General features: G+C 68.4%; 26 protein-coding genes and 4 tRNA genes. 26 read left to right on the top strand and 4 right to left on the bottom strand.

Annotated features, from left to right (window positions below):
* Nucleotides 1-39 precede the first annotated feature (39 nt).
* The 3 genes from GONAM_RS08705 to GONAM_RS08695 all read right to left on the bottom strand — a co-directional run bounded on the left by GONAM_RS08705 (nt 40) and on the right by GONAM_RS08695 (nt 308).
* Nucleotides 40-114 (bottom strand) — tRNA-Val (locus GONAM_RS08705).
* A 24-nt stretch (nt 115-138) separates the two neighbouring features.
* Nucleotides 139-212, bottom strand: a tRNA-Cys gene (locus tag GONAM_RS08700).
* 23 nt (nt 213-235) lie between these two features.
* Nucleotides 236-308 (bottom strand) — tRNA-Gly (locus GONAM_RS08695).
* Nucleotides 309-561: 253 nt separating this feature from the next.
* On the opposite strand from GONAM_RS08695, the gene GONAM_RS08690 reads away from it, so the two are divergent.
* Together GONAM_RS08690 and GONAM_RS08685 are read left to right on the top strand one after the other, a co-directional pair.
* Nucleotides 562-633 (top strand) — tRNA-Val (locus tag GONAM_RS08690).
* A 136-nt stretch (nt 634-769) separates the two neighbouring features.
* Nucleotides 770-2,143 (top strand): glycosyltransferase 87 family protein, encoded by a 1,374-nt coding sequence (locus GONAM_RS08685; RefSeq protein ID WP_040535844.1) that lies wholly within the window; start codon nt 770-772, stop codon nt 2,141-2,143.
* A 15-nt stretch (nt 2,144-2,158) separates the two neighbouring features.
* Here the strand turns inward: GONAM_RS08685 and GONAM_RS08680 are convergent, their stop codons facing one another.
* Nucleotides 2,159-3,199: an aldo/keto reductase gene (locus GONAM_RS08680; RefSeq protein ID WP_006866384.1), complete on the bottom strand. Its 1,041-nt coding sequence runs from the start codon at nt 3,197-3,199 to the stop codon at nt 2,159-2,161.
* Nucleotides 3,200-3,326: 127 nt separating this feature from the next.
* Between GONAM_RS08680 and GONAM_RS08675 the strand changes: the two genes are divergently transcribed.
* The 24 genes from GONAM_RS08675 to GONAM_RS08560 all read left to right on the top strand — a co-directional run bounded on the left by GONAM_RS08675 (nt 3,327) and on the right by GONAM_RS08560 (nt 26,944).
* Nucleotides 3,327-3,881 (top strand): TetR/AcrR family transcriptional regulator, encoded by a 555-nt coding sequence (locus GONAM_RS08675; protein WP_006866383.1) that lies wholly within the window; start codon nt 3,327-3,329, stop codon nt 3,879-3,881.
* An 82-nt stretch (nt 3,882-3,963) separates the two neighbouring features.
* Nucleotides 3,964-4,386 (top strand): TIGR02611 family protein, encoded by a 423-nt coding sequence (locus GONAM_RS08670; RefSeq protein ID WP_006866382.1) that lies wholly within the window; start codon nt 3,964-3,966, stop codon nt 4,384-4,386.
* A 137-nt stretch (nt 4,387-4,523) separates the two neighbouring features.
* Nucleotides 4,524-6,599: a threonine--tRNA ligase gene (gene thrS / locus GONAM_RS08665; RefSeq protein WP_006866381.1), complete on the top strand. Its 2,076-nt coding sequence runs from the start codon at nt 4,524-4,526 to the stop codon at nt 6,597-6,599.
* The gene (locus GONAM_RS08660) at nt 6,592-7,140 is read left to right on the top strand and encodes an ATP adenylyltransferase (protein WP_006866380.1); all 549 of its coding nucleotides are present in this window, start codon (nt 6,592-6,594) and stop codon (nt 7,138-7,140) included. Before thrS ends, GONAM_RS08660 begins: the two co-directional genes overlap by 8 nt.
* Before the next feature lie 15 nt (nt 7,141-7,155).
* Entirely contained in the window at nt 7,156-7,848 is a 693-nt protein-coding gene (gene pgsA / locus GONAM_RS08655) for a phosphatidylinositol phosphate synthase (protein WP_006866379.1), read from the top strand.
* On the top strand, nt 7,845-8,771 hold the full coding sequence (locus GONAM_RS08650) for a phosphatidylinositol mannoside acyltransferase (protein ID WP_006866378.1): 927 nt from the start codon (nt 7,845-7,847) through the stop codon (nt 8,769-8,771). The genes pgsA and GONAM_RS08650 overlap by 4 nt, the downstream gene beginning before the upstream one ends.
* The gene (locus GONAM_RS08645) at nt 8,768-9,892 is read left to right on the top strand and encodes a glycosyltransferase family 4 protein (RefSeq protein WP_040535841.1); all 1,125 of its coding nucleotides are present in this window, start codon (nt 8,768-8,770) and stop codon (nt 9,890-9,892) included. Before GONAM_RS08650 ends, GONAM_RS08645 begins: the two co-directional genes overlap by 4 nt.
* Entirely contained in the window at nt 9,892-10,380 is a 489-nt protein-coding gene (locus GONAM_RS08640; protein WP_006866376.1) for a LemA family protein, read from the top strand. The genes GONAM_RS08645 and GONAM_RS08640 overlap by 1 nt, the downstream gene beginning before the upstream one ends.
* Nucleotides 10,381-10,493: 113 nt before the next feature.
* Nucleotides 10,494-11,405 (top strand): pyridoxal 5'-phosphate synthase lyase subunit PdxS, encoded by a 912-nt coding sequence (pdxS, locus tag GONAM_RS08635; RefSeq protein ID WP_006436347.1) that lies wholly within the window; start codon nt 10,494-10,496, stop codon nt 11,403-11,405.
* 97 nt (nt 11,406-11,502) lie between these two features.
* Nucleotides 11,503-12,369, top strand: a complete 867-nt coding sequence (locus GONAM_RS08630; protein WP_006866375.1) for a PP2C family protein-serine/threonine phosphatase — start codon at nt 11,503-11,505, stop codon at nt 12,367-12,369.
* A 13-nt stretch (nt 12,370-12,382) separates the two neighbouring features.
* Entirely contained in the window at nt 12,383-13,153 is a 771-nt protein-coding gene (locus tag GONAM_RS08625) for a hypothetical protein (RefSeq protein ID WP_006866374.1), read from the top strand.
* Nucleotides 13,154-13,310: 157 nt separating this feature from the next.
* A complete protein-coding gene (locus GONAM_RS08620) occupies nt 13,311-13,790 on the top strand; it encodes a helix-turn-helix transcriptional regulator (RefSeq protein ID WP_006866373.1) in 480 nt (159 codons plus the stop codon).
* A gap of 45 nt (nt 13,791-13,835) precedes the next feature.
* Nucleotides 13,836-14,690 (top strand): acyl-CoA thioesterase, encoded by an 855-nt coding sequence (locus tag GONAM_RS08615; RefSeq protein WP_006866372.1) that lies wholly within the window; start codon nt 13,836-13,838, stop codon nt 14,688-14,690.
* A complete protein-coding gene (pdxT, locus tag GONAM_RS08610; RefSeq protein ID WP_006866371.1) occupies nt 14,687-15,307 on the top strand; it encodes a pyridoxal 5'-phosphate synthase glutaminase subunit PdxT in 621 nt (206 codons plus the stop codon). Before GONAM_RS08615 ends, pdxT begins: the two co-directional genes overlap by 4 nt.
* 144 nt (nt 15,308-15,451) lie before the next feature.
* Complete coding sequence (locus GONAM_RS08605; protein WP_040535889.1) at nt 15,452-16,207, top strand: YebC/PmpR family DNA-binding transcriptional regulator; 756 nt, start codon at nt 15,452-15,454, stop codon at nt 16,205-16,207.
* A gap of 107 nt (nt 16,208-16,314) precedes the next feature.
* A complete protein-coding gene (gene ruvC / locus GONAM_RS08600; protein ID WP_006866369.1) occupies nt 16,315-16,884 on the top strand; it encodes a crossover junction endodeoxyribonuclease RuvC in 570 nt (189 codons plus the stop codon).
* Nucleotides 16,881-17,474, top strand: coding sequence for a Holliday junction branch migration protein RuvA (ruvA, locus tag GONAM_RS08595; protein WP_006866368.1), 594 nt, complete (start codon nt 16,881-16,883; stop codon nt 17,472-17,474). The genes ruvC and ruvA overlap by 4 nt, the downstream gene beginning before the upstream one ends.
* Nucleotides 17,474-18,562, top strand: coding sequence for a Holliday junction branch migration DNA helicase RuvB (gene ruvB, locus GONAM_RS08590; protein WP_006866367.1), 1,089 nt, complete (start codon nt 17,474-17,476; stop codon nt 18,560-18,562). Before ruvA ends, ruvB begins: the two co-directional genes overlap by 1 nt.
* Nucleotides 18,563-18,738: 176 nt before the next feature.
* Nucleotides 18,739-19,125 (top strand): preprotein translocase subunit YajC, encoded by a 387-nt coding sequence (gene yajC / locus GONAM_RS08585; protein ID WP_006866366.1) that lies wholly within the window; start codon nt 18,739-18,741, stop codon nt 19,123-19,125.
* A gap of 190 nt (nt 19,126-19,315) precedes the next feature.
* Nucleotides 19,316-21,004 (top strand): protein translocase subunit SecD, encoded by a 1,689-nt coding sequence (secD, locus tag GONAM_RS08580; protein ID WP_006866365.1) that lies wholly within the window; start codon nt 19,316-19,318, stop codon nt 21,002-21,004.
* Nucleotides 21,001-22,206 carry a protein translocase subunit SecF gene (gene secF / locus GONAM_RS08575; RefSeq protein ID WP_006866364.1) on the top strand — a complete coding sequence of 402 codons (1,206 nt, stop codon included), beginning with the start codon at nt 21,001-21,003 and terminating at the stop codon, nt 22,204-22,206. The genes secD and secF overlap by 4 nt, the downstream gene beginning before the upstream one ends.
* Nucleotides 22,207-22,216: 10 nt before the next feature.
* A complete protein-coding gene (locus GONAM_RS08570; protein ID WP_006866363.1) occupies nt 22,217-23,932 on the top strand; it encodes an ABC transporter substrate-binding protein in 1,716 nt (571 codons plus the stop codon).
* A 29-nt stretch (nt 23,933-23,961) separates the two neighbouring features.
* Entirely contained in the window at nt 23,962-24,537 is a 576-nt protein-coding gene (locus GONAM_RS08565; protein WP_006866362.1) for an adenine phosphoribosyltransferase, read from the top strand.
* A 52-nt stretch (nt 24,538-24,589) separates the two neighbouring features.
* Nucleotides 24,590-26,944, top strand: a complete 2,355-nt coding sequence (locus GONAM_RS08560; RefSeq protein ID WP_006866361.1) for a RelA/SpoT family protein — start codon at nt 24,590-24,592, stop codon at nt 26,942-26,944.
* The last annotated feature ends 47 nt before the right edge of the window (nt 26,945-26,991 follow it).

The raw sequence follows: 26,991 nt of genomic DNA, 5'->3' as shown, positions 1-26,991 counted from the left end.
GAGAAAGCCCCGGTCGGGGACCGGGGCTGACTTCTCTCGTGGTGCGCGATACAAGGATTGAACTTGTGACCTCTTCCGTGTCAGGGAAGCGCTCTCCCACTGAGCTAATCGCGCGGGACTGTGTTGAGTTGTGATGCGTGGAGGTGGCGACGGGAATCGAACCCGTGTACACGGCTTTGCAGGCCGTTGCCTCACCACTCGGCCACACCACCAGATGCGAGGTCGACTCGCGCCGAGCGGATGACGGGATTCGAACCCGCGACCCTCACCTTGGCAAGGTGATGCGCTACCAGCTGCGCTACATCCGCATGCCCACGAGCGATCTTGTGGATCTTGCTGCTCGCGGTGCGAAGAGAAACTTACGCGATCGATTCCGAACTTTACAAATCGGCAGGTCAGGGGCTTGTGGAATGACGAATTCCCAGCGTGTGATTACCGGAGGCCGCCGAATCGAACGTCTGTGACGTGGGGCACGTCGGCGATTTGGGAACTCTGCGCAAGCCGTGTAATCTTCTGGCTCGTGCGCAGGCGCCCCTGTCACAGACTTCAGGCGCCCGACACGGTCCCGTGGCTCAGTGGAAGAGCGTCCCGTTCACACCGGGAAGGTCGCTGGTTCGATCCCAGCCGGGACCACCGAGGAGAGCCCCGCCGAGAACTTCGGCGGGGCTCTTCGCATATCTAGGGTTGTTCGACGCGAATCGGCAACGACTCGTGAACCTGTCGGCGTTTCTCGTGACCTGGATCACAGCTCGGGCGTAATCTCGCCCGCGTGCCGGCACCGACTGTCCACTCGCGTCCCATCCCGACGTGGGTGATCGTGCTGGCCGGGATCGCGGCGCTCGGCGTGATCGTCTGGCACATCACCGCTTTTCCGTACACCAATCCGTTCTACGGGCTGTTCGAGAACGCGACCGACGTCCGTGTCTACCGTGCGGGTGCCGATGCCGTGCTCGACTCACGTCCCCTCTACGAGGCGCCGGTGTTGTGGCGCCTGCATTTCACGTACCCGCCGTTCGCGGCGATCGCTTTCGTCCCGCTGGCCGTCCTGAGTGCCGGGGTCGCCCATATCGTCTGGTGGGCAGTCTGTTTCGTGGCACTCGTCGCCGTGGCGACGTTGGGGACCCGCAGTCTGGGTTACCGACTCGATGCTCGCCTCGTCGGCTTCGCCGTCCTCTTCTCTGTCGGGGTGACCGCACTCGAGCCCGTGCGGACCACCATCTGGCTCGGTCAGGTCAATCTCGTGATCATGGCGCTGATCCTGACCGACCTGGTGTTCCTGCGCGCCGACTCGCGGTGGCGGGGGATCGCAATCGGGATCGCCGCCGGACTCAAGCTGATGCCGCTGTTCGCCGTCATCTACCTGCTCGTCACCCGGCAGTGGCGCGCGGCGGCCACCGCGATCGCCACCTTCGGTGGCACGGTTGCAATCGGGTTTCTCGTCATCGGTTCGGATGCCCGGGCGTACTGGGCTGGTCACCTGTTCGATTCCGACCGCATCGGCCGTGCCGATTCGCCCGCCAACCAGTCGGTCCGCGGCTTCGGTTCGCAAATCCTGGCGCACCTCGATGTCCGGCGGTTCACCCATCCCGGCCCGGGCGGACCGGTCTTCGAGGCGCCGTCGTGGTTGTGGGTCCCCGCGGCGCTGGTGGTCGCAGTACTCGGACTGTGGGCCGCGGTCGTCGCCCGGCGGATGTCGCAACCGCTCCTGGCCGCGACGATCGTGGGATTGACGATGTGCGCGGTGTCGCCGTTCGCGTGGGGGCACCACTGGGTGTGGTGTGTGCCGTTGCTGCTGGTGACCTTCGATCTCGCCCTGCGCCATGGCGGCTCGCGGCGGTCCTGGTGGTACTGGCTCGCGCCTGCCGGCGTCGTCGCGCTGACCTTCACCTGGTGGCGGCACTGGTGGGACAGCGGGCCATATCTGACCTCGGATCATGCGATGTCGCTGGGGTTGTTCATGATGCCGAGAGCAGTCGACCCGGGCCCGGTCGACCACGCACTGGTCCTTCTCTACGCCGGCTGCTACCCGTTGTTGCTTGCCGTGACCGTCGTGGTGACCCTCTTGGCGGGGCGTCGGAGACGGGATCGCCGACCTCCCGTTGACGAGTCGCTCGGCCCGGAGGACGTCGTCGCGGTCGCCTGAGGGGCCGGCGGTCCGTCAGGCCGCTGTCGCGGGGGACGCGGCGCGATTGCCGCCGGCGCGTCGGCGAAGTGCCGGATCGTGGAGTGCCGACGGGTCGTAGGCCATGTCGAGTCGTCCCACATCGGTGCCCGGTTCGACGATCCGGTCGATCTCGTCGAGGATGTCGTCGCCGAGCGCCAGGCCGGCCCCCGCGAGATAGTCGTCGAGGTGGGCCATCGTGCGTGGTCCGAGGATGGCCGCGGTCACGCCGGGATGGGCGATGGTGAAGGCGATGGCCAGGTGGGTGAGTTTGATGCCGGACTCCTCGGCGAGCGAGATGAGCTGTTCGACGACATCGATGCGGCGTTCGTCGCTGAGGTGGGTGAACCGCTCTGCCCGTCGCAGGTCGATGGGCTGCCCCTTGCGGACGCGTCCGGTGAGCAATCCCTGTGCGAGGGGACTCCACACCAGCACACCCATGCCGTGTCGTTGTGCAACGGGCAGGATCTCGCGTTCGATCCCGCGGTCGAGGATCGAGTAGTTTGGCTGCTCGGTACTCGGCGACTCCAGGCCGCGTTCGCGCGACTGCCACTGTGCTTCGACCATGTCGGAGGCGGGGAAGGCGGAGGTGCCGAAAGCCCGGATCTTGCCGGCCCGGACGAGATCGGTCAGGACGGAGAGGGTCTCACCGATCTCGGTCGACGGATCGGGGCGGTGCATCTGATAGAGGTCGATGTGGTCGGTGCCCAGGCGTCGTAGGGAGTCCTCGACGGCGGTCGTGATCCATCGACGGGAACCGCCTCGCCGGTTCGGGTCGTCGCCCATCGGCAGACCGAACTTGGTGGCGATGACCACGTCGTCGCGGCGTCCCTTGATGGCCTTGCCGACGATTTCCTCCGACTCGCCACCGGAATACATGTCGGCCGTGTCGATGACGTTGATCCCGGCGTCGAGCGCCTTGTGGATGATGCGGATCGAGTCGTCGTGGTCGGGGTTGCCGACCTGGCCGAACATCATCGCGCCCAATGCATACGGGCTGACCTGGATTCCGGTTCGACCCAACGTGCGGTGCTGCATGTCGCTCTCCTTGTCCGCACCCGGTGGGATGCTGTGCGACGATAGAAGTGGAACGTTGTCCCGATTAACGATATGGGACAGTGTCCCACTTATCAACCCGGAGATCTGACAGCGAGGAAACAGGCCCATGCCCCGTGCTGATGCCCAGCGCAACGTCGATGCCCTGCTGGCTGCGGCGAAAGAGGAGTTCGCCGCTCACGGAGTGGATGTCAGCGTGCGGTCGATCGCCGCACGCGCCGGCGTCGGAACCGCGACGCTGTACCGGCACTTCCCGCTGCGCTCCGACCTCGTCGCCGCTGTCTTCCGTCACGAACTGGATGAGTGTGTGGCCGCCGCGGGTCCGCTCGCGGAGCAGTACGCGCCGGGGGAGGCCCTCGAGAGGTGGGTGCAGAGGTACCGCGAGTTCCTGCAGACCAAACGCGGTCTCGCGAGCGCGCTGCACTCGGGCGATCCCGCGTACTCGTCCCTCCCGGAGTACTTCCATTCCCACGCGGCGCCCGCGCTCGGTGCGCTGCTGGAGGAAGCCGCGAACAGCGGTGAGATCCGTGCCGACGTCGCTGTCGCCCCGCTGGACCTGCTCGGGGCGATCGCGAACCTCTGCGTCCCGTTTCCCGGCAGCGACAACGACACCGCGACCCGGCTGGTCGCGCTGCTGCTCGACGGACTGCGGTACCGCCCGTAGGAACGCGTGCCCGGGTGTACACGCCTGACTTCGGTAGCCTGGACCCGACTTTTGACATTGACGGGTCCGATGTAGGGGGAACATGGCGGAGTCGTGGTGGAAGCGCCTGCGGATCCGAGCGCGTCATCGCCGGTACGTGGTGCGTTCCAACCCGCGGTGGCGCCGCATCTATCGCATCGGGGTCGCCGTCGTCGGCACGATTGTGCTGCTCTGCGGCGTCGTCGCCATCCCGTACCCGGGCCCCGGCTGGCTCATCGTCTTTCTCGGACTGGGAATTCTGGCGTCGGAATTCGAGTGGGCGCACCGACTGCTGAAGTTCGCGCGCGCGAAGTACGACGCCTGGATGGAGTGGATCGGCCGGCAGCACTGGTCGGTGCAATCGGTGTTCTGGATCGGCACCTTCGTCATCGTCGTGGGAACCCTGTGGCTACTCGGGGCACTGCACACGGCGGCCGGCTGGGTGAACCTCGACTATCAGTGGCTCGCCAGCCCCATCTTCTCCTGATCGTCTTTCCCGGGCCGCGCCGCGCGCCGGGAGAGGAGGGGTACGGCCGGTCGGGATGACACGCGGATACCATCGGAGTCGCAAACGTCCGCCCGGACGCGTACTTCGCGTGTCCGAAACTATTCGAGGAGCGTCCCGTGCCCGACGACGTCCAGGTGACCAGCCCAGCCACGATCCGTGTGCCGGCTGGAACTACCGCGGGCACCGCACTCCGTGACCACGACCTGCCCAACAAGGGTCCCGAGGCGATCGTCGTGGTCCGCGACGCCGCCGGCGACCTGCGCGACCTCTCCTGGGCGCCCGCCGAGGACGCCGAGGTCGAACCCGTGGCGGCCAACACCGAGACCGGACGCAGCGTCATCCGGCACTCGTGCGCGCATGTGCTCGCGCAGGCGGTCCAGGACCTGTTCCCCGACGCCAAGCTGGGCATCGGCCCGCCCATCAAGGACGGCTTCTACTACGACTTCGATGTCGCCGAACCCTTCACGCCCGAGGACCTCAAGGCCCTCGAGAAGAAGATGAAGCAGATCATCAAGTCTGGTCAGCGCTTTTCTCGCCGCGTCTACGAGTCGAAGGACGAGGCGCGCGCCGAGCTGGCGAACGAGCCGTTCAAGCTCGAGCTGATCGACGACAAGGGTGCCGCCGACGACGCCGAGGTCATGGAGGTCGGCGGCGGCGAGCTGTCCGTCTACGACAATCTCAACCCGCGTACCGGCGAACGCATCTGGTGCGATCTGTGCCGCGGTCCGCACGTGCCGACCACCAAGTACATCGCCGCGTTCAAGCTGACCCGCTCCTCGGCCGCCTACTGGCGCGGCGACCAGGACAACGCCGACCTCCAGCGTGTGTACGGCACCGCGTGGGAGTCCGCCGAAGCGCTCGACACCCATCTCGAGCTGCTCGCCGAGGCGGAGAAGCGCGACCACCGCAAGCTGGGGGCAGAACTCGACCTGTTCAGCTTCCCCGACGAACTCGGCTCGGGCCTGCCGGTCTTCCATCCCAAGGGCGGCATCATCCGCAAGGAGATGGAGGACTACTCACGGGCACGCCACGTCGCCGCGGGGTATGAGTTCGTCAACACGCCGCACATCACCAAGGGGCACCTCTACGAGGTCTCCGGTCACCTCGACTGGTACCGCGACGGGATGTTCCCGCCCATGCACGTCGACGCCGACATCGACGAGAACGGCGAGGTGCGCAAGCCCGGCCAGGATTACTACCTGAAGCCGATGAACTGCCCGATGCACAACCTGATCTTCCGTGGCCGCGGGCGTTCGTATCGTGAACTGCCGCTGCGGATGTTCGAGTTCGGATCGGTCTACCGCTACGAGAAGTCCGGCGTGATCCACGGCCTCACCCGGGTGCGCGGCATGACACAGGACGACGCGCACATCTACTGCACCCGCGAGCAGATGCGCGACGAGCTGACGTCGATCCTCAACTTCGTCCTCGGCCTGCTCAAGGACTACGGCCTCGACGACTTCTACCTCGAACTCTCGACCAAGGACCCGAAGAAGTTCGTCGGCTCCGACGAGGTGTGGGAAGAGGCGACCAACACGCTCGCCGAGGTCGCCGAGGCCTCGGGCCTCGACCTCGTGCCCGATCCGGGCGGCGCCGCGTTCTACGGCCCGAAGATCTCGGTGCAGGCCAGGGACGCGCTCGGCCGCACCTGGCAGATGTCGACGATCCAGCTCGACTTCAACCTGCCCGAGCGTTTCGAACTCGAGTACACCGGCCCCGACGGCACCAAGCAGCGTCCGGTGATGATCCACCGCGCCCTGTTCGGGTCCATCGAGCGGTTCTTCGGCGTGCTCACCGAGCACTATGCGGGCGCCTTCCCGGCCTGGCTGTCGCCGGTCCAGGTGATGGGCATCCCGGTCGCCGACGCATTCGCCGATCACCTGCAGGGTGTCGTCGACGCGCTGCGTGCCGCCGGTGTCCGCGCCGAGGTCGACCATTCCGACGACCGCATGCAGAAGAAGATCCGCAACCACACCACCGGCAAGGTGCCGTTCATGCTGCTCGCCGGCGAACGCGACGTCGAGGCGCACGCGGTGAGCTTCCGGTTCCGCGACGGGTCGCAGATCAACGGTGTCCCGGTGGGTGCCGCGATCGCGGCGATCACCGACTGGGTGGGCGCCCGGCGCAACGAGTCGCCGACCAAGGAGCTCCTGGAGGCGAAGCTCGGCACCGTGGGGGCCGTCGATGGCTGAGACACACGGCGAGATCCGCGACGAGGGTGTCGGGGTCGGTGACCGTCTGGAGCGGCTGTGGAGTCCTCACCGGATGACCTACATAGCCGACCCGCAACCGGCGGCCAAGACCGGTCACCCCTTCCTCGACATCCCGACGATGTCGGACGAGGACGGACTGATCGTCGCGCGCGGGGAGTCGGTGTACGCGGTGCTCAACCTGTACCCGTACAACCCCGGGCACACGATGGTGGTCCCGTATCGCCAGGTCGCCGACCTCGAGGATCTGACGCCTGCCGAGTCGTCCGAGCTGATGGCGTTCACGCAGCGGATGATCCGCACGATCAAGGCGGTCTCCAACCCGAACGCCTTCAACGTGGGACTCAACCTGGGTTATGCCGCGGGTGGCTCGCTGTCCGAGCACCTGCACCAGCACATCGTGCCCCGCTGGATGGGCGACGCGAACTTCATCACGATCGTCGGCGAGACCAAGGTGATGCCGCAGCTGCTGCGCGACACCCGGGGACTGCTCGCCGAAGCGTGGCAGCGTCTCGATGACTGAGGGGGGAGCTCGCGGATGCTGAGCATTCTGGGTCGGGCGTCGGTCTCCAAGGTGACGTTGCCGATGGGGCGGGCGCTGCTGCGCACCGGCCTCACGCCGGACAGCATGACTGTGATCGGGACCGTGGCGAGCGTGGCGGCCGCGCTCACCTTGTTCCCGATGGGCTACCTGTTCGCGGGCACCCTGGTCATCTGGCTGTTCGTCATGTTCGACATGCTCGACGGTGCGATGGCCCGCGCCCGGGGCGGGGGGACCCGCTTCGGTGCGGTGCTCGACGCCACCTGTGACCGCATCGCCGACGGCGCGATCTTCGCCGGCCTCGTGTGGTGGTGCACCGTCACCGAACCCCACCGCCTGCTCCTGATCGCGACCCTGATCTGCCTGGTCACCTCGCAGGTGATCTCCTACGCGAAGGCCCGCGCCGAGGCCAGCGGCCTCTACGGCGACGGCGGACTCATCGAACGCCCCGACCGGCTCATCATCGTGCTCGTCGGTACCGGTCTGACCGGTCTCGGCCTGCCGTGGGCGGTCCACGTGGCCATGTGGCTGCTCGCCGTCGGCAGCGTGATCACCGTCGGCCAGCGCATGTGGTCGATCTCGAACTCGCCGGGTGCGCGCGACCTGATCCCGCTGAAGGCAGAACCCGAGTCCACCGATTCCGATCCTGCCGACCCCGACGGCCCGACCCCGCCCGCCGAGTCGCGATGACCGACATCGCCGCACTCGCCGCCGACCTGGGGTACCAGGCCGGCTGGGCGGCGGTGCGGTACGCGCCCGAGCGTGCCGCCCGCACCGTGTTCGACCGCGCCGCGGGGCTCGCCGGACGCCGCAACGGCGGTCCGGAACAGTTGCGCCGCAACCTGGCCCGCGTGATCGGGGTCGCCGACCCCGCCGACGTGCCCGACGAACTGGTCGCGGATGCGGTGCGTTCCTATGCGCGGTACTGGTGCGAGGCCTTCCGGCTGCCCGCCCAGGACCGTGCGACGGTGGCGTCGACCGGGAACCTGCCCGAGGCCGACCACGCCCGACTCGACGCCGCGGTGTCGCGCGGCAAGGGTGTGGTGCTGGCCCTGCCGCACACCGGTAACTGGGACATGGCCGGCGTTTGGCTGGTCCAGCACTACGGGAAGTTCGCGACGGTCGCCGAACGGCTCAAGCCGGAGTCGCTGTTCAACCGGTTCGTCGAGTACCGCGAGTCGCTGGGTTTCGAGATCTTCCCGCTCAGCGGTGGTGAACAGCCGCCGTTCGGAGTGCTCGCCGACCGTCTGCGGGCCGGCGGCATCGTCTGCCTGCTGGGGGAGCGGGATCTCGCCCGCCATGGCGTCCCGGTCACCTTCTTCGGTGAACGGACCCGGATGCCGGCCGGATCGGCGCGGCTGGCGATCGAGACCGGGGCAGCCCTGTTCCCGGCCCACCACTGGTTCGAGGAGGCGCCGTACTCGTCGATGAGCGTCGGCGAGGAGATCGATGTGTCCGGCGGTGTGCAGGCGGCCACCCAGGCGCTCGCCGACGCGTTCGCCGCGAACATCGCCGCACACCCCGCCGACTGGCACATGCTGCAACCACTCTGGGAAGCCGACTGGACCGATCGGCAGAAGGCACGGATGAACGGGACCGGGGGAGCTGCATGAGAATCGGGATGATCTGCCCATATTCGTTCGACGTCCCCGGCGGTGTGCAGGCGCACGTCACCGAACTCGCGCACGTCTTCATCGACCGCGGCCACGAGGTCAGCGTCCTCGCCCCGGCGTCGCGCCGCACCGAACTGCCCGAGTACGTCGTGCGTGCCGGGCCCTCGCTGGCCATCCCGTACAACGGTTCGGTGTCGCGGGTGAACTTCAGCCCGAAAGGCTATCTGCGACTGCGTCGTTGGATCGCCGAGAACGGTTTCGACGTGCTGCACGTCCACGAACCCAACTCGCCGTCGATCTCGATGCTCTCGCTGATGGTGGCCTCCGGCCCGATCGTCACGACCTTCCACACCGCGACGTCGAAGTCGCTGTGGCTCAGTGCTTTTCAAGGCATCCTGCGCCCGTACCACGAACGGATCGCCGGCAAGATCGCCGTTTCCGAACTCGCGCGGCGCTGGCAGATGGAGTCGCTGGGCTCCGATGCCGTGGAGATCCCCAACGGCATCAACGTCGCCGGCTTCGCCAACGCCAAGCCGCTCGACGGCTACCCGCACCCTGGCGGCACGATCCTGTTCCTCGGCCGCTTCGACGAACCACGCAAGGGCATCGACATCCTGATGCGCGCGCTGCCGTCCGTGGTGGAGAAGTTCCCGGATGTGCGCGTCCTCGTCGTCGGCGGCGGCAACCAGGCCGCCCTGCGCCGGCGCGCGGGAACCCTCGCCGATCACCTCGTCTTCCTGGGGCAGGTCGACGACGCCACCAAGGCGCGCGCACTGGCCTCCGCCGACGTCTACTGCGCCCCCAACCTCGGCGGCGAGAGCTTCGGCATCGTCCTCGTCGAGGCGATGGCCGCCGGGGCCGCGGTGATCGCCAGCTCGCTGAACGCCTTCCGGCGCGTCCTCGACGACGGCCGGGCGGGCAAGCTCGTCGACACCGGTTCGCCGGATCAGCTCGCGTCGGGCATCATCTCGCTGCTCTCCGACGACGAGGCGCGCGAGCAGCTCGTCGCCCGGGGACGTGTGCGCGCCGACAAGTACGACTGGTCCCGCGTGGCCGATCAGATCCTCCGTGTCTACGACACCGTGACCGTCGGTGCCGGCCCGGTGGTGGTGTCGGACTGATGGCGACCTGGATCGTCCTCGGGATCGTCGCGGTCCTGCTGGCCGTCGGCTGGGCCTACCACACCGCCAATCGCCTCGACCGCCTCAACGTGCGCGTCGACCTCGCCCGGCAGTCCCTCTACGCAGGTCTCGACCGGCGCGCCGTCGTCGTGCGGGCCATCGCCGCGGAACTGCCGGGTTCTGAGCTGACCGCACTGGCCGACCGCGCCGAACGAGCAGCGCCCGAGGCACGCGAGGACGCCGAGAACGCACTGTCGTCGGCATTGGCCCGCACCGACGCCTCCGGCCGGTCTCCGGCGCTGGTCATCGAGCTCGCCGACGCCGAGACGCGGGTGATGATGGCCCGACGCTTCTACAACGACGCGGTGCGCGATACCCGCGCCCTCGCCGAGCGGCGACTGGTCCGGTGGTTGCGACTGGGCGGCCACGCGTCGCCGCCGACGTACTTCGAGATCATCGAGCGTGTCACACCGGGCCAGGGCGAGTGATCCTGGTACCAGGGCGTTTCACGGGCTGACCTAGACTGGTCCCACGCTGCCGCGGGGTCCGCCGAAGGGGGATCGGCTGCGGCACGCCGAGACAGCGACATGAGGAGAAATCAGTGAGTCACAACGGCGCGACCGTTCCCGAGGTCGGACAGGGCACTGCCCGGGTCAAGCGGGGAATGGCCGAAATGCTCAAGGGCGGCGTGATCATGGATGTGGTCACCCCCGAGCAGGCGAAGATCGCCGAGGACGCCGGCGCGGTGGCCGTGATGGCTCTCGAGCGCGTGCCCGCCGACATCCGCGCCCAGGGCGGCGTCTCGCGGATGAGCGATCCGGACATGATCGACGGCATCATCTCCGCCGTCTCGATCCCGGTCATGGCCAAGGCGCGTATCGGTCACTTCGTCGAGGCGCAGATCCTGCAGAGCCTGGGCGTGGACTACGTCGACGAGTCCGAGGTGCTGACCCCGGCCGACTACTCCAACCACATCGACAAGTGGGCGTTCACCGTGCCGTTCGTGTGCGGTGCGACCAACCTGGGTGAGGCGCTGCGCCGGATCACCGAGGGTGCGGCGATGATCCGCTCCAAGGGCGAGGCCGGCACCGGTGACGTGTCCAACGCCACCACCCACATGCGCAAGATCCGCGATGAGATCCGTCGCCTCACCTCGCTGCCCAAGGACGAGTTGTACGTGGCGGCAAAAGAACTGCAGGCTCCCTACGACCTGGTGGTCGAGGTCGCCGAGGCCGGCAAGCTGCCGGTCACCCTGTTCACCGCCGGCGGCATCGCCACCCCGGCCGACGCCGCGATGATGATGCAGCTCGGCGCCGAGGGTGTGTTCGTGGGTTCGGGGATCTTCAAGTCCGGCAACCCGGCTCAGCGTGCGGCCGCCATCGTGCAGGCCACCACCTTCCACGACGACCCCGACGTGCTGGCCAAGGTCTCGCGCGGACTGGGCGAGGCGATGGTCGGCATCAACGTCGACGACATCCCGCAGCCGCACCGCCTGGCCGAGCGCGGCTGGTGACCCCGACCGCCGGAACGCCCTCCGTTCAACACGCCGAGACCGAACAGTCGACATGCGTAGCGAGCCGGGGGTGTTCCGGCGGTAGGATCTGCTGATCATGGATGCGGCGACCATCGTTCGGGATGCCTCGGTCTCGGGCACACACATCGTGGGTGAATTGCGGCTCGAGTGGTCGGCGGCGTGCAACGTCGGCCGGGTCCGCGAGACCAACGAGGATGCCGCACTTGCACTGCCCGGCATGTACCTCATCGCCGACGGCATGGGCGGGCACGACAGCGGCGAACTCGCCAGCGAGGCCGCACTGCTCACCCTCTCCGAGGCGACGAGCGCCGGCGAACTGAACGCCACCAAGGTGCAGCTCGACGACCTGCTGGTCGCGGCGCAGCGCCGCATCGGCCAGATCGATACCGAGACCGACCGTCGGGCGGGAACCACCGCCACCGGCGCCGTGCTGGTCACCCACGAGCAGAGCCCGCACTGGCTGGTCCTCAACATCGGCGACTCGCGCACCTACCGATACCAGAACGGTTCGCTGCAGCAGCTGACCACCGATCACTCGCAAGTCCAGGAATTCATCGACGCGGGCTTCCTGACGCCCGAACAGGCGCGAACCGACCCGCGGCGCAACGTCATCACCCGTGCACTCGGTGCCGGGATGGTCGATCCCGTCCCGGACTTCTTCAACACCCCGGCCTTCCCGGGCGATGTCCTGCTCCTCTGTACCGACGGGCTCACCGGTGAGCTGCCTGACGAGGAGATCGGCGACATCCTCGCCAACGCGTCGAGCTCCGAAGAGGCGGCCGAACGTCTCGTCGACGCGGCGCTCGCACTCGGCGCCCACGACAACGTCACCGTCATCGTGGTGACCGTGCACGAGTCGGTTCCGACCCTGACGATGCCTGCTCTCGACGGCGCCGCCGAGGGGGAGTCCACCGACGAGGCGACGGTCTCCGACCCCAACTGATCGAGGTGATCTGATGAACACAGGTCACGATCCCTCGGTCCACGACCCCGCCGGCGCCGCCGACACCGGACTCGACGACGCAGCAACGTATGTCGAATACTGCGGCGAACGCACCGCTCTCGACGCCGGCCGGCGCTTCTTCATCGGTCGCGAGGCCGATCTGTCGATCGACGACAACCCTTATCTCCACCGCCGATTCCTGGTGGTGCACAACGAGAACGGCCTGTGGTGGCTGACCAACCTCGGCACCCACCTGTCCGCGAGCGTGTCGGCCGGCGACGTCGGCTTCTCGGCCACCCTCGGCCCGGGCGCACGCATGCCGCTGGTGTTCGGTGAGACCACCATCGTGTTCACCGCCGGTCCCACCACCTACGAGCTCAGTGTGTTCGCCCGTGCGCCGCAGGTGAAGTCGGTGACCCGCCCCGAGTTCAGCGGCGGCCACACGACCCAGGGCGTGCCGACCCTGACCGAGAGTCAGAAGCTGCTGATCGTCGTACTGGCTGAGGAGATCCTGCGCCGCGAGGGGACCGGTGCGTCGGCGATCCCGTCCTCGGCCCAGGCTGCGCGGCGTCTGGGCTGGCCGCTGACCAAGTTCAACCGCAAGCTCGACAACGTCTGTGACAAGCTCGACCAGCTCGGGGTCAGCGGGATGCGCGCCGGCGGCGGCAAGCTCGCCAGCAACCGCCGGACCAAGCTCGTCGAGTACGCGGTGTCCTCACGCATCGTGACCCGCGAGGACCTGCCGCTGATCGACGCGGAGGCCGCGCGGAACGCGGCGAGCTGACCGATCCTCTGACCTGCGGTTACGGCATGGGTAGTTCTCCCCATACGGTGGGGAGTTCTCCCCATCGACCGGGGCGGGGAACGCCCATAATCTTCAACTCATCGCCGGAGAGACCCGGCACCGACCACCCGGTTCGATGAGTGAAGAGGAAGCACACATGACTGCGATCGCCCACCAGGCCCCCCAGCACCTGCGCCAGATCAACGCTCGACGCGATGCCGAGGCGCAGGCCCGCCGCCAGGAGGCACTGGCCCGTCTCGCGGCCCGCCGGATGCCGCTCCCCGGACAGGTCTCCCGGCAGAACCAGCCCGGCCTCGGCCACCGCGCCGGGCACCCGCACCTGCACCGCGCCAATTCGCCCATGCCGGCGCCGGAGACCACGGTGACCGCCGAGGTGTCCACGGGTCGCGCGAAGCCGAATCTCACCTCCCGCGAGGTCGAGGTGCTGCGTACCTGGATGCTCGTCGACTCCAAGCCCGCCGTCGCCCAGGAGCTCTACATCTCCCTCGGTACGGTCAACACGCACCTGACCCGCATCCGCGCCAAGTACGCCGAGATCGGTCGCCCGGCTCCCACCAAGGCCTCGCTGGTGGCCCGCGCCATCCAGGACGGGATCATGACGCTCGACGAGCTGTAGAGGCTGACGTTCGGAACGGTTGCCACGTGCGGGATACTGGACCGCGTGGCAGCCATCGAGGACATACTCCAGGTCGAGCAGATCGAGACCGACATCTACCGGGGTGGTGCTTTCCCCAGCCACCTCCAGCGCACCTTCGGCGGACAGGTCGCCGGCCAGGCGCTGATGTCGGCGACGCGGACGGTCGACGCGGACCATTACGTCCACTCGCTGCACGGATACTTCCTGCGACCCGGCGATCCCGACATCCCGGCGGTGTTCCTCGTCGACCGGATCCGCGACGGGCGGTCGTTCGTCACCCGGCGGGTCACCGGCATCCAGCACGGCGAGGCGATCTTCACGATGTCGGCGTCGTTCCACGTCCGGACCGACCAGGGCTATGAGCACCAGGACCGCATGCCGCCGGTGCCCGAACCCGAGGAACTCACCGATCGCCTCGACGAGCTCGGCGAGGAAGAGCGCGCGGTGTTCAAGGAATGGCGTAACTTCGACCTCCGCATCGTGCCGCCGGAGAAGATGGTCACCTCCCCGTATCTCGCTGCGCAGCAACGGGTCTGGTTCCGGTACCGGCACCCGTTGCCCGACGACACGGTGTTCCACGTGGGGACGCTCGCCTACATGAGCGACATGACGCTGCTCGGGTCGTCGCGCGTGCCGCACCCCGAGTCCAATCCCCAGGTCGCCTCGCTCGACCATGCGATGTGGTTCATGCGCCCGTTCCGCGCCGACGACTGGCTGCTCTACGACCAGACGTCGCCGTCCGCGGACGGGGGTCGTGCCCTGACTCAAGGCCGCATCTTCGACCGGCAGGGACGCATGGTAGCGGCGGTCACGCAGGAGGGACTCGCCCGCACCGGACGCCAGATGCCCGAGGACCAGCACGCCCGGACCGATCGGTGAGCGCCGGATCGCGACCGCGGATCGGGGTTCTCGCACTTCAGGGTGACGTGCGCGAACACATCCACGCCCTCGAGGCCAGTGGTGCCGACGCGCTGCCCATCCGCAGGCAGTCCGAGCTCGACGAGATCGACGGCATCGTCATCCCCGGCGGGGAGTCGACGACGATGAGCAAGCTGCTCGGCATCTTCGACCTGTTCGACCCGCTCGTCGAGCGGCTCTCCGACGGGCTGCCCGCCTACGGGTCCTGCGCGGGCATGATCATGCTCGCCTCCACGATCCTCGACACCCGCCCCGACGCCCGCCACCTCGACGCACTCGACATCACGGTGCGGCGCAACGCCTTCGGCCGTCAGGTGGAGAGTTTCGAGACCGATCTCGACTTCGCCGGCATCACCGATCGGGCCGGTTCACAGCCGATGCGGGCGGTCTTCATCCGGGCACCCTGGGTGGAATCGATCTCACCGGATGTCGAGGTTCTCGCCCGGGTCCCGGAGGGGCCGGCCGAGGGGCGGATCGTCGCGGTCCGCCAGGGAAATGTGCTCGCGACGTCGTTCCATCCGGAGGTCACCGGCGACCGACGCGTACATGAATACTTCGTGGAGATGGTGCGTCGGTAAGATCGTGCCGAACCAGCGACAGTGCAAGCGCCTGCGGCAGCAGTCGGCAGGCTTGAGGATCGCCGGATGCGGGGCCACGGGCCCGGCATGCGTGCCGCGGGCATCCACCCGCCGCGCACCGGCACCGGGAAAGGATGCGACGACATGAGCGGCCATTCCAAATGGGCCACCACCAAGCACAAGAAGGCGGTCATCGACGCCAAGCGCGGCAAGATGTTCGCCAAGCTGATCAAGAACATCGAGGTGGCCGCACGAACCGGCGGTGGTGACCCGGCCGGCAACCCGACCCTCTTCGACGCCATCCAGAAGGCGAAGAAGTCGTCGGTGCCCAACGACAACATCGAACGCGCCCGCAAGCGCGGCGGTGGTGAAGAGGCGGGCGGCGCCGACTGGCAGACCATCATGTACGAGGGCTACGGCCCCAACGGCGTGGCGATCCTGATCGAGTGCCTCACCGACAACCGCAACCGTGCGGCCGGCGAGGTCCGCACCGCGATGACCCGTAACGGCGGCAACATGGCCGATCCGGGCTCGGTCTCGTACCTGTTCACCCGCAAGGGCGTCGTCACCCTCGAGAAGAACGGCCAGTCCGAGGACGACATCCTGATGGCCGTGCTCGACGCCGGTGCCGAAGAGGTCACCGACCTCGGCGACACCTTCGAGATCATCAGCGAGCCGACGGACCTGGTCGCAGTGCGCACCGCCCTGCAGGAGGCCGGTATCGACTACGACTCCGCCGAGGCCAGCTTCCGCGCATCGGTGGAGGTCGCCGTCGACGCCGAGGGTGCGCGCAAGGTGTTCAAGCTGATCGACGCACTCGAGGACTCCGACGACGTGCAGAACGTCTACAGCAACGTCGACATCAGCGACGAGGTCCTCGCCGAGCTCGAGAACGACTGACGTCACCGCCCTCGCGAGGGCGTGTTGATCATCGGAGTTGTCCGCCCACCCGGATAGGATCTCGAACAACTGTTCGTAAGATTGTTCGGATGCCTGGGAGGGTACGAGTGCGCGTCATGGGCGTCGATCCGGGTCTCACCCGGTGCGGTATCGCGCTGGTGGAGTCGGGCCGCGGCAGGTCGGTGACCGCACTCGACGTGGACGTCGTGCGCACGCCGAGCGACATGGACCTGGCCGAGCGTCTGCTGGCCGTCTACACCTCGGCGTGTCACTGGCTCGACGTCCACCAGCCCGATGCGGTCGCGATCGAGCGGGTCTTCGCGCAGAACCAGGTGTCGACCGCGATGGGCACCGCGCAGGCCGGTGGCGTGATCGCGCTCGCCGCCAGCCAGCGCGACGTCCCGGTGCGTTTTCACACGCCCTCGGAGGTCAAAGCCGCCGTCACCGGCAGCGGCCGGGCCGACAAGGCACAGGTCACCGCGATGGTCACCCGCATCCTCGGCATGCAGACCAAGCCCAAGCCCGCCGACGCCGCCGACGCGCTGGCGATCGCCATCTGTCACTGCTGGCGCGGGCCCATGATGGAGCGCATGGCGGCCGCGCAGAAACAGGCCGACGCGGCCGCCGCGAAGCATCGTAAGCGGCTGGCCCAGGCACGAGAGGGGAGTCGCGCATGATCGCGTCAGTCCGCGGTCCGGTTCTCGAGATCGCCCTCGATCACGCCGTGATCGACTGTGCGGGAGTCGGTTACCGGGTTCTGGCGACCCCGGTCACGCTGTCCCGGCTGCGTCGCGGCGACGAGGCGACGCTGTTGACGTCGATGATCGTCCGCGAGGATTCGATGACGCTGTACGGGTTCACCGAACCCGACGCCCGCGCGCTGTTCGCGCTGCTGCAGACGGTCACCGGCGTCGGCCCGCGGCTGGCGATGGCGACCCTCGCGGTCCTCGAACCCGACGCGCTGCGTCGTGCACTGGCCGACTCCGACACCAAGGCGCTGACGTCGGTGCCCGGCATCGGCAAACGCGTCGCCGAACGGCTCTGCGTGGAACTCCGCGACAAGGTGGACCGCCCTACGGCCGACACGGCCACCGGCAGCGTCCCCGCCGGCGGAATCCGCGAGCAGGTCGCCGAGGCACTCGTCGGACTCGGCTTCACCGCCGCCCCCGCCGAGAAGGCGGTCACCGCGGTCCTCGCCGAGAACCCCGACGCCGACGCCTCGACCGTGCTCCGCCGGTCACTGGCGATGCTGGGCAAGGCCTCGTGATGACCGGCGATCCCGATGACCTCGAGGATCGCGAGGTCAGCGCCACGCCGGTCCGGTCCGACGGCGATCTCGACGCCGGCCTGCGCCCGCGCTCGTTGGCCGACTTCATCGGCCAGCCGCGTGTCTGCGAACAGCTCGAACTCGTCCTCCACGGGGCCAAGGGCCGCGGCGGAACCCCTGATCACATACTGCTGTCCGGCCCGCCGGGACTCGGCAAGACCTCGCTGGCCATGATCATCGCCTCGGAGATGGGCGCGGCGATCAGGGTGACATCGGGTCCGGCACTCGAACGCGCCGGGGACCTCGCCGCCATGCTGTCGAATCTCGTCGAGGGCGACGTCCTGTTCATCGACGAGATCCACCGCATCGCCCGGCCCGCCGAGGAGATGCTGTACCTCGCGATGGAGGATTTCCGTGTCGATGTCGTGGTCGGCAAAGGCCCGGGCGCCACGTCCATCCCACTCGACGTCGCCCCGTTCACCCTGGTCGGCGCCACCACCCGTTCGGGATCGCTGACCGGCCCGCTGCGCGACCGCTTCGGGTTCACCGCGCACATGGAGTTCTACGATCCGGCCGAACTCGTCCGGGTGCTCAACCGTTCCGCGGGCATCCTCGGCATGGAACTGCGGCTCGACGCCTCCGAGGAGATCGCACGGCGGTCGCGTGGGACGCCCCGAATCGCCAACCGTCTGCTCCGCCGGGTCCGCGATTACGCCGAGGTCCGCGGTGACGGCTCGATCACCGTCGACGTCGCACGTGCCGCCCTCAAGGTCTACGACGTGGACGAACTCGGCTTCGACCGACTCGACCGCGCCGTCCTCGACGCCCTGATCCGCGCGTTCGGCGGGGGACCGGTCGGGGTGTCGACGCTCGCGGTGGCGGTGGGCGAGGAGCCCGCAACCGTCGAAGAGGTCTGCGAGCCGTTCCTGGTCCGGGCCGGGATGATCGCCCGCACCCCACGTGGACGCGTCGCCACCGCGGCCGCGTGGCATCACCTCGGGCTGACACCGCCCGCCGGCGCGATGAACGCGTCCTTCGGCGCCCGCCCCCGCGACATCGGGGGCGAGTCCCTGTTCGACGAACTCTGACCCGATCCGTGCCGCGAACCCCCGTGTGACGCGGCGCACCACCTGCGGGGATGCCTACACAGGTGGACGTGGCACACTGTGTGGAGCACAGCGTGGCCACATGACGCCTCTCGCCGATCGGCGCGGGGTGGTGGTGCACGCGGTACAACCCGAAACAAAAGGACTGACTCTCACCCATGGACGCTCTGCTCTTCCCCCTCTTGCTGGCTCTCCTCGCCGGCTTCATGTTCTTGTCGATGCGGAAGCAGAAGAAGCGCGCGGCCGAGATGCAGGACATGCAGGCCTCGGTGTCGACGGGTACCCGCATCCAGCTGACTTCGGGCCTGTTCGGCACCGTCATCGACGCGGCGTCGTCCGACTACGTCGACGTGGAGATCGCCACCGGTGTGGTCACCCGCTGGAACCGTCTCGCGATCATGCGCGTCATCCCCACCGACGAGGCCGCCGCGACCTACCCGGGCCACACCGCGCCGGAGGCCGACTACACCGACTACGCCGATGACTCGGACTCGGTCAGCCTCGACAAGCCGTCGTCCGACGACGCGCGCGACACCGACAAGTAATCCCGGAGCAGCGCCGCGCCGTCGACCGGCGTGGCGCCTCCTGCCCACCTCCCGCGCATCCTGTCTTGCCGAGGTCTGCGTGCCCCCGCTGTGCTGAACAGCGCGTGCGCGCAGACCTTTCGGAGTCGGTGGGTCATGCGGTCCGAGCGCCCTCGGCCGGTTGACGTTCCCAAAGGAGACCTGAACAGCTGTGACAAGTCCTCGTTCGACCGCGAAGGCGGCCAAGTCCGCCGGCAAGCGGTCGCGACCGAGTCGAGAGATCCCGCCGTGGCGTCCGCTCGTGGCCTTCCTCGCTCTGCTCGCCGTCGTGTACGGGTTGATCTACTTCACCGGTCCCAAGACGCTCGAGCCCAAACTGGGCATCGACCTGCAGGGCGGAACCCGGGTGACGCTGACCGCGCGCACCGAGGACGGCAAGGAACCGACCCGCCAACAGCTCGATCAGGCCAAGCAGATCATCGAGCAGCGTGTGAACGGTCTCGGTGTCTCCGGATCCGAGGTCGTCGTCACCGGCAACAACCTCGTGATCACGGTGCCCGGTGAGGACGGCGCACAGGCCAAGTCGCTGAGCCAGACCGCGCGTCTGTACGTGCGGCCGGTCGTCGGCGCCACGGCAGCGACCCCGCAGCCGCCGAAGCCGGAGGACCAGGACGAGGACCAGGCCGACGGGATGCCCACCGAGGTGGCCGCGGCGGCGATCGCCGAACAGCGCAAGATCCGTCAGGCTCCGGGCGACGCCAAACAGGAGCAGCTGGTCCCGCTGCAGGAGCAGATGGCGAAGATGGACTGCTCGCCGACCGCCAACGACCCACTGCGCGGCAACGATCTGCCCGATCAGTACCTGGTGGCGTGTTCCACCGACGGCAAGGAGGTCTACCTCCTCGGTCCGCAGATCATCGACGGCCGCGACATCAAGGACGCGTCGGCCGGCACGGATCCGCAGACCGGCGAATGGGTCGTCACCCTCGAGTTCAAGGGCAAGGCCGCGGACTTCTGGCCCAAGTACACCGCCCAGGAAGCGCCCAACCGCACGCAGACCGCGTTCACCCTCGACTCGGCCGTCGTCTCCGCGCCGGCCATCAACGAGCCGATCCCGGGCGGCCAGACCCGCATCAGCGGCAGCAGCGCCGACCCGTTCACCGAGAAGTCGTCCAACGAGCTCGCCAACGTGCTGAAGTACGGCTCGCTGCCGCTGTCGTTCAACGCCTCCGACGCCGAAACCGTCTCGGCCACACTGGGTCTCTCGTCGCTCAAGGCGGGTCTCCTCGCCGGCGCGATCGGCCTCGTCGCGGTGCTGATCTACGCACTGGCCTACTACCGGATGCTCGGCATCCTGACGACGCTGTCGCTGGTCCTCGCCGGCGCGATGGTCTACGGCATCATCGTCCTGCTCGGCCGCTGGATCGGGTTCACCCTCGACCTCGCGGGCATCGCCGGTCTGATCATCGGTATCGGCATGACCGCGGACTCGTTCGTCGTCTACTTCGAACGCATAAAGGACGAGATGCGTGAGGGTCGGAGCTTCCGCTCGGCCGTGCCACGCGGTTGGGCGAGTGCCCGTCGCACCATCTGGTCGGGTAACGCGGTGAGTTTCATCGCCGCTGCGGTCATCTATATCCTGGCGATCGGTGAGGTGCGCGGCTTCGCGTTCACCCTCGGACTCACCACCATCCTCGACGTCATGGTCGTGTTCCTGGTGACCCACCCGCTGGTGGTCTACGCGAGCCGGTCGTCGTTCCTGTCCAAGCCGAGCGTCAACGGCCTCGGCGCGGTCAGCGAGGTGGCCCGCGAGCGCAAGGTCGCGGCCCGCCGCCAGGCCGAGGCCGCCGAAGCAGCCCGTGCCGACGCGTCCACCAGCGAGAAGGGGACTGTGCGATGACCCGTCCGGACAACCCGAACAAGGACTCGCGGGAGCCCGGCGACACCGCGGTCATCGAGCCGCCGTCACCGTCGACCGGCACCGACGCAGACTTCGTCTCCGACACCAAACGCGGCTTCTTCGCCCGTCTCTACACCGGTACCGGTGCCTTCGAGATCGTCGGCAAGCGGAAGACCTGGTACATCGTCACCGCCGCCATCATGCTGATCTGCCTGGCGTCGATCGCGATCCGGGGCTTCACCTTCGGCATCGACTTCGAAGGCGGCACCCAGATGTCGGTGCCGGTCGCCTCATCGGAGATCACCGCCGACTCCGTCGAGAAGGTCGTCACCGAGGCGCTCGGCGAGGAGCCCGAATCGGTCCAGACCGCCGGCGCGGGCAACAGCGCCACCGTGCAGGTGCGCACCGAGACCCTCGACCTGGCCCAGGCCGAGGCCGTGACCCGTGCGCTCACCGAGGAATTCGGTCCGGAATTGACGGCCTCCGAGGTCAGCATCTCCGACGTGAGCTCCACCTGGGGGCGCGAGATCACCGAGAAGATGGTCATCGCGCTCGCAGTGTTCCTCGTCATCGTGTTCGTCTACATCGCGGTCCGATTCGACCGGGAGATGTCGATCGCAGCCATGGCGTCGCTGTTCTTCGACATCGTCGCCACCGCGGGCGTCTACTCGCTGGTCGGCTGGGAGGTCACCCCGGCCACCGTCATCGGTCTGCTGACCATCCTCGGCTTCTCGCTCTACGACACGGTCGTCGTGTTCGACAAGGTGCAGGAGAACACCCGCTCGGTGCTGCAGACCTCGCGCCGGACCTATGGCGAGCAGGCCAACCTCGCGGTCAACCAGACGCTGATGCGGTCGATCAACACGACCATCATCTCGGTCCTGCCGATCATCGCGCTGATGGTCGTGGCCGTCTGGCTGCTCGGCGTCGGCACGCTGAAGGACCTGGGTCTGATCCAGCTCGTCGGCGTCGTGGTCGGCACGTACTCCTCCATCTTCTTGGCCGCGCCGCTGCTGGTGACGCTGAAGGAACGCCGCGAGGACGTCGCCCGGCACACCGCCAAGGTGCTGAACCGTCGCGCCGGGATCGAGTCGGGCGTGGCGCCGAGCGCCGACGCCCGGCCGGTGCGCCGCCGTCGTGGCGCGACCGACACGGACGACGCCGAACGGGTACCGACCGGCAAACGCCGTCGCAACCGTTAGTCTCACCCACGTGATCGTCAGGCACCGGGAGTTCATCAGGGTCCTGAGCCTGCTCGTCGGGATCGTCACGGGCGCCGGCGTCCTGACGGCCTGCGGCGACGACGGGCCACCGACCATCGACTACGTGGTCGACGCCCACGTGACCAGCTACAACGCGAACACCGTCGACGGGAACGCCGACGGCGTGCTGATGGCCACCAGCCGTCTGCTGCCGGGTTTCAGCCTGCTCGGACCTCAGGGGCAGGTCATCCCGGACCGCGACGTCGGGACCGTGACCCGGATCCCGGGACGCGCACCGGCGTTGCGGTACGAGTTCACGCCCGAGGCGGCCTTCACCGACGAGGTCGCGCTCGACTGCGACGACCTGATGCTGGCGTGGGCGGCGATGAGTGGACGTTTCCCGGGGTTCACGCCGGCGACGACCGCCGGGTACCGCGACATCGAGAACGTGGAGTGCTCGCCCGGCGAGAAGTCGGCGACGGTCACGTTCGCGCCGGGACGTGAGTACCGCAACTGGCTGTCGTTGTTCGGCGCGGGCACCCTGCTCCCGGCGCACATCGTGGCCCGCGAAGCCGGGCTCGCCAACGTCGTCGACCCCATCCGTGCGAAGGACCGCGGCGCGCTTGCCCGTATCGCGACGGCCTGGAACACGGGTTTCGACCTGACGTTCGGACCGGTCGATCACGCCCGGTTCCCGGCGTCCGGGCCGTACCGCATCGACCGTTATTCGCGGTCGGGCGGACTGGTCCTGGTCGCCAACGAATCGTGGTGGGGGGACAAGCCCGAGACCTCACGCATCGTGATCTGGGGTCGGGGAACCGATTCGACGCGCCGCCTGCCCGACGGCAAGTTCGACATCGTCGACGTCACCGCGGGCATCGTCGAGGGCGACCTCGCCGGGACGTCCGGACCCGACGGGCCGCCGTCACCGGCCCGGGCGATCGGTGTGGAACAGATCGTGCTCGCCGGCAAGGGCGTCTTCGGGGACGTTCGGATGCGCCAGGCGTTCGCCTCGTGCGTGCCGCGCGCCGACCTCGCCCGCGACTTCTCCGGTGGCGCCGCCGTCTGGAATCTGCGCGTCCTCGCACCCGCCGACAACCTCGCCGGCCCGATGAACCCCGAGTTCGGCCGCGCCTACCAGACTCCCGACCTCGAGCGGGCGCGGAACCTGCTGCGCGCCGCGACCGGTCAGGGTGCAGGGGACGGGACCACGACCACCGCGGGTCTGCAGCCGCGGCGCGTCCGCATCGGTTACGTGGCGCCGACCCTGCGCTGGCAGCAGATGGTCGCGGCGATCGCGGAGTCGTGCCGGGAGGCGGGCTTCGTCGTCGAGGATGTCGCCACACCTGACGTCCAGCCCGGCTCGCTGGGCAAGGACGTCGACGCGGTGATCATGGCCAGCGGCGACTCCTTCGCCGCAGCCGGCGCCGCCGACCCCAGCCGGGACGCCTACTCGTTGCGCGGCGGCGACCCGCTGAACCTCTCCGGGACGCGGGACCCGCAGGTGAGTCGCGGCATCGACCAGTTCGCGATCACCGTGTCCGAATCCGACCGGCTGCGGCTGGCCCGGTCGATCGAGAACGCGAGCTGGTCGTCGATGCCGTCGATACCCCTGTTCGCCTCGCCGCGCATCCGGCAGTGGAAGGATCAGGTGGGTGGTGTCGTCGCGGGACTCAGTCGCGCAGGCACCGGATGGAACATGGATCGATGGACGACCAGCAAGTGACGGTGCAGACGAGTGGCAGGGGAGTTCTGATGGGCGGCGTGGTACCGGAACGGACCGCGGAGGCGGTAACACGTGCCCAGGCGGCGATCGCCCGGCACACCCGACTCGTCGACGACTTCCCGAGCCCCGGGATCGCCTTCAAGGACCTGACCCCGGTGCTCGCCGATGCCGAGGGGTTGTCGGCGATCGTCACCGCGCTGACGCACGGCTGTACCGAGATCGACCTCGTCGCCGGCATCGACGCCCGCGGCTTTCTCCTCGGCGGTGCGGTCGCCCGTGAGCTCGAGGTCGGGGTCCTCGCGGTGCGCAAGGGCGGCAAGCTGCCGCCGCCGGTGCACGCGGTCACCTACAGCCTCGAGTACGGTTCGGCGACGCTGGAGATCCCCGCCGACGGCCTCGACCTGACGGGGCAGCGTGTGCTGCTCGTCGACGACGTCCTGGCCACCGGCGGTACCGCGGTCGCCGCGGCGGATCTGCTCAACCGGACCGGTGCGCGCGTGGCCGGGGTCGCGGTCATCATGGAGCTCGTCGGCCTCGGCGGCCGGGACACGATCGCCCGTGGACTCGGTCCGGACGTACCCGTCCACTCGGTGGCGCTCGACTGACCGTCGGGGATCTAGACTCGAAAAGACCACGACACGCGGAGGAGGACCGGCAATGCCCGATGAATCCGGCACGGCTCAGCACTCCGTGACCCCTGCCGACGCCTCCGGCGACGGCGTCGTCCAGGGTGCACCCGCCGCGACGTCGACGTCCCCGTCCGCCTCACGGCGCGTGCGGGCCCGCCTCGCCCGGCGGATGACCGCCACGCGCAGCCAGGTCCGCCCCGTCCTCGAGCCGCTGGTCACCCTGCACCGCGAGATCTACCCGAAGGCCGACGTCGCCCTGCTGCAGCGGGCCTACGACGTCGCCGAGGAGCGTCACAGCGGGCAGAAGCGCAAGTCCGGTGACCCCTACATCACCCATCCGCTGGCGGTCGCGACGATCCTCGCCGACCTCGGCATGGACACCACGACCCTGATCGCCGCGCTGCTGCACGACACGGTCGAGGACACCGGTTACTCACTGCAGGCGCTGGAACGCGACTTCGGTCAGGAGGTGGCGCACCTCGTCGACGGCGTCACCAAACTCGACAAGGTCGCGCTGGGCAGCGCCGCCGAGGCCGAGACGATCCGCAAGATGATCATCGCGATGGCCCGTGACCCGCGGGTGCTCGTGATCAAGGTCGCCGACCGGCTGCACAACATGCGGACGATGCGTTTCCTCCCGCCGGAGAAGCAGGCGCGCAAGGCCCGCGAGACGCTGGAAGTCATTGCGCCGCTTGCTCATCGACTCGGTATGGCGACGGTCAAGTGGGAACTCGAGGACCTCTCCTTCGCGATCCTGCACCCCAAGCGGTACGAGGAGATCGTGCGCCTGGTCGCCGACCGCGCCCCGTCGCGCGACACCTACCTGGCGCGGGTCCGGGCCGACATCAACAACGCGCTGTCCGCGGCGCGGATCTCGGCAACCGTCGAGGGCCGGCCCAAGCACTACTGGTCGATCTATCAGAAGATGATCGTCAAGGGACGCGACTTCGACGACATCCACGACCTCGTGGGCATGCGCATCCTCTGCGAGGAGGACCGCGACTGCTACGCGGCCGTCGGCGTCGTCCACTCGCTGTGGCAGCCGATGGCCGGACGCTTCAAGGACTACATCGCGCAGCCGCGGTTCGGTGTCTACCAGTCGTTGCACACCACCGTGATCGGGCCCGAGGGCAAGCCGCTCGAGGTCCAGATCCGCACGCACGAGATGCACCGCACCGCCGAGTTCGGCATCGCCGCGCACTGGCGATACAAGGAGAGTGGCTACCGCAAGTCGGGCAAGAAGTCCGACACCGCCGAGATCGACGACATGGCGTGGATGCGGCAGCTGCTCGACTGGCAGCGTGAGGCCGCCGACCCCGGCGAGTTCCTGGAGTCGCTGCGCTACGACCTCGCCGTCCGCGAGATCTTCGTCTTCACGCCGAAGGGCGACGTGGTCACGCTTCCCGCCGGGTCGACGCCGGTCGACTTCGCCTACGCCGTCCACACCGAGGTCGGTCACCGCTGCATCGGTGCCCGCGTCAACGGCCGGCTGGTCGCGCTCGAACGCAAGCTCGAGAACGGCGAGGTGGTGGAGGTGTTCACCTCCAAGGCGCCGACCGCCGGGCCGTCGAAGGACTGGCAGACGTTCGTGGTGTCGCCGCGGGCCAAGGCCAAGATCCGGCAATGGTTCGCCAAGGAGCGGCGCGAGGAGGCCCTCGAGGCCGGCAAGGACGCGATCGCCAAGGAGGTCCGTCGCGGCGGACTCCCGTTGCAGCGCTTGCTGTCCGCGGAGTCGATGGCGGCGATCGCCAAAGAGCTGCGGTACAACGACGTCACCGCGCTGTACACCGCGGTGGGCGAGAACCACGTTTCCGCACGGCATGTCGTCAACCGCCTCGTCGCATCCCTCGGCGGCATCGAGGACGCCGAGGAGGCGCTCGCCGAGCGGTCCACCCCGTCGACGATGCCGACCCGCACACGTCAGGGCGGCGACGCCGGCGTGGTCGTCGACGGCGTCGACAACGTGGTGATCAAACTCGCCAAATGCTGTACGCCCGTACCGGGTGACGACATCATGGGCTTCGTCACCCGCGGCGGCGGCATCAGCGTGCACCGCACCGACTGCACCAACGCGACCTCGCTGCAGCAGCAGTCCGAACGCATCCTCGACGTGTCGTGGGCGCCGTCGCCGGAATCGGTGTTCCTGGTGGCGATCCAGGTCGAGGCGCTCGACCGTCACCGCCTGCTGTCCGACGTCACCAAGGTTCTCGCCGACGAACGCGTGAACATCCTGTCGGCGTCGGTCACCACCAGCCGCGACCGAGTTGCCATCTCCAAGTTCACCTTCGAGATGGGCGACCCCAAGCACCTCGGCCACGTGCTGAACGTGGTCCGCAACGTGGAGGGCGTCTACGACGTCTACCGCGTCACCTCGGCTGCGTGATCCACCACGCTGGTTGAGTAGGCGAGGAGCTTGCGACGAGCCGTATC

The organism is Gordonia namibiensis NBRC 108229, assembly GCF_000298235.1.
GTDB classification, from domain to species: Bacteria; Actinomycetota; Actinomycetes; order Mycobacteriales; family Mycobacteriaceae; genus Gordonia; species Gordonia namibiensis.
The sequence above is the reverse complement of the archived record's forward strand: the minus strand, read 5'-3'. Positions and strand labels throughout refer to the sequence as shown.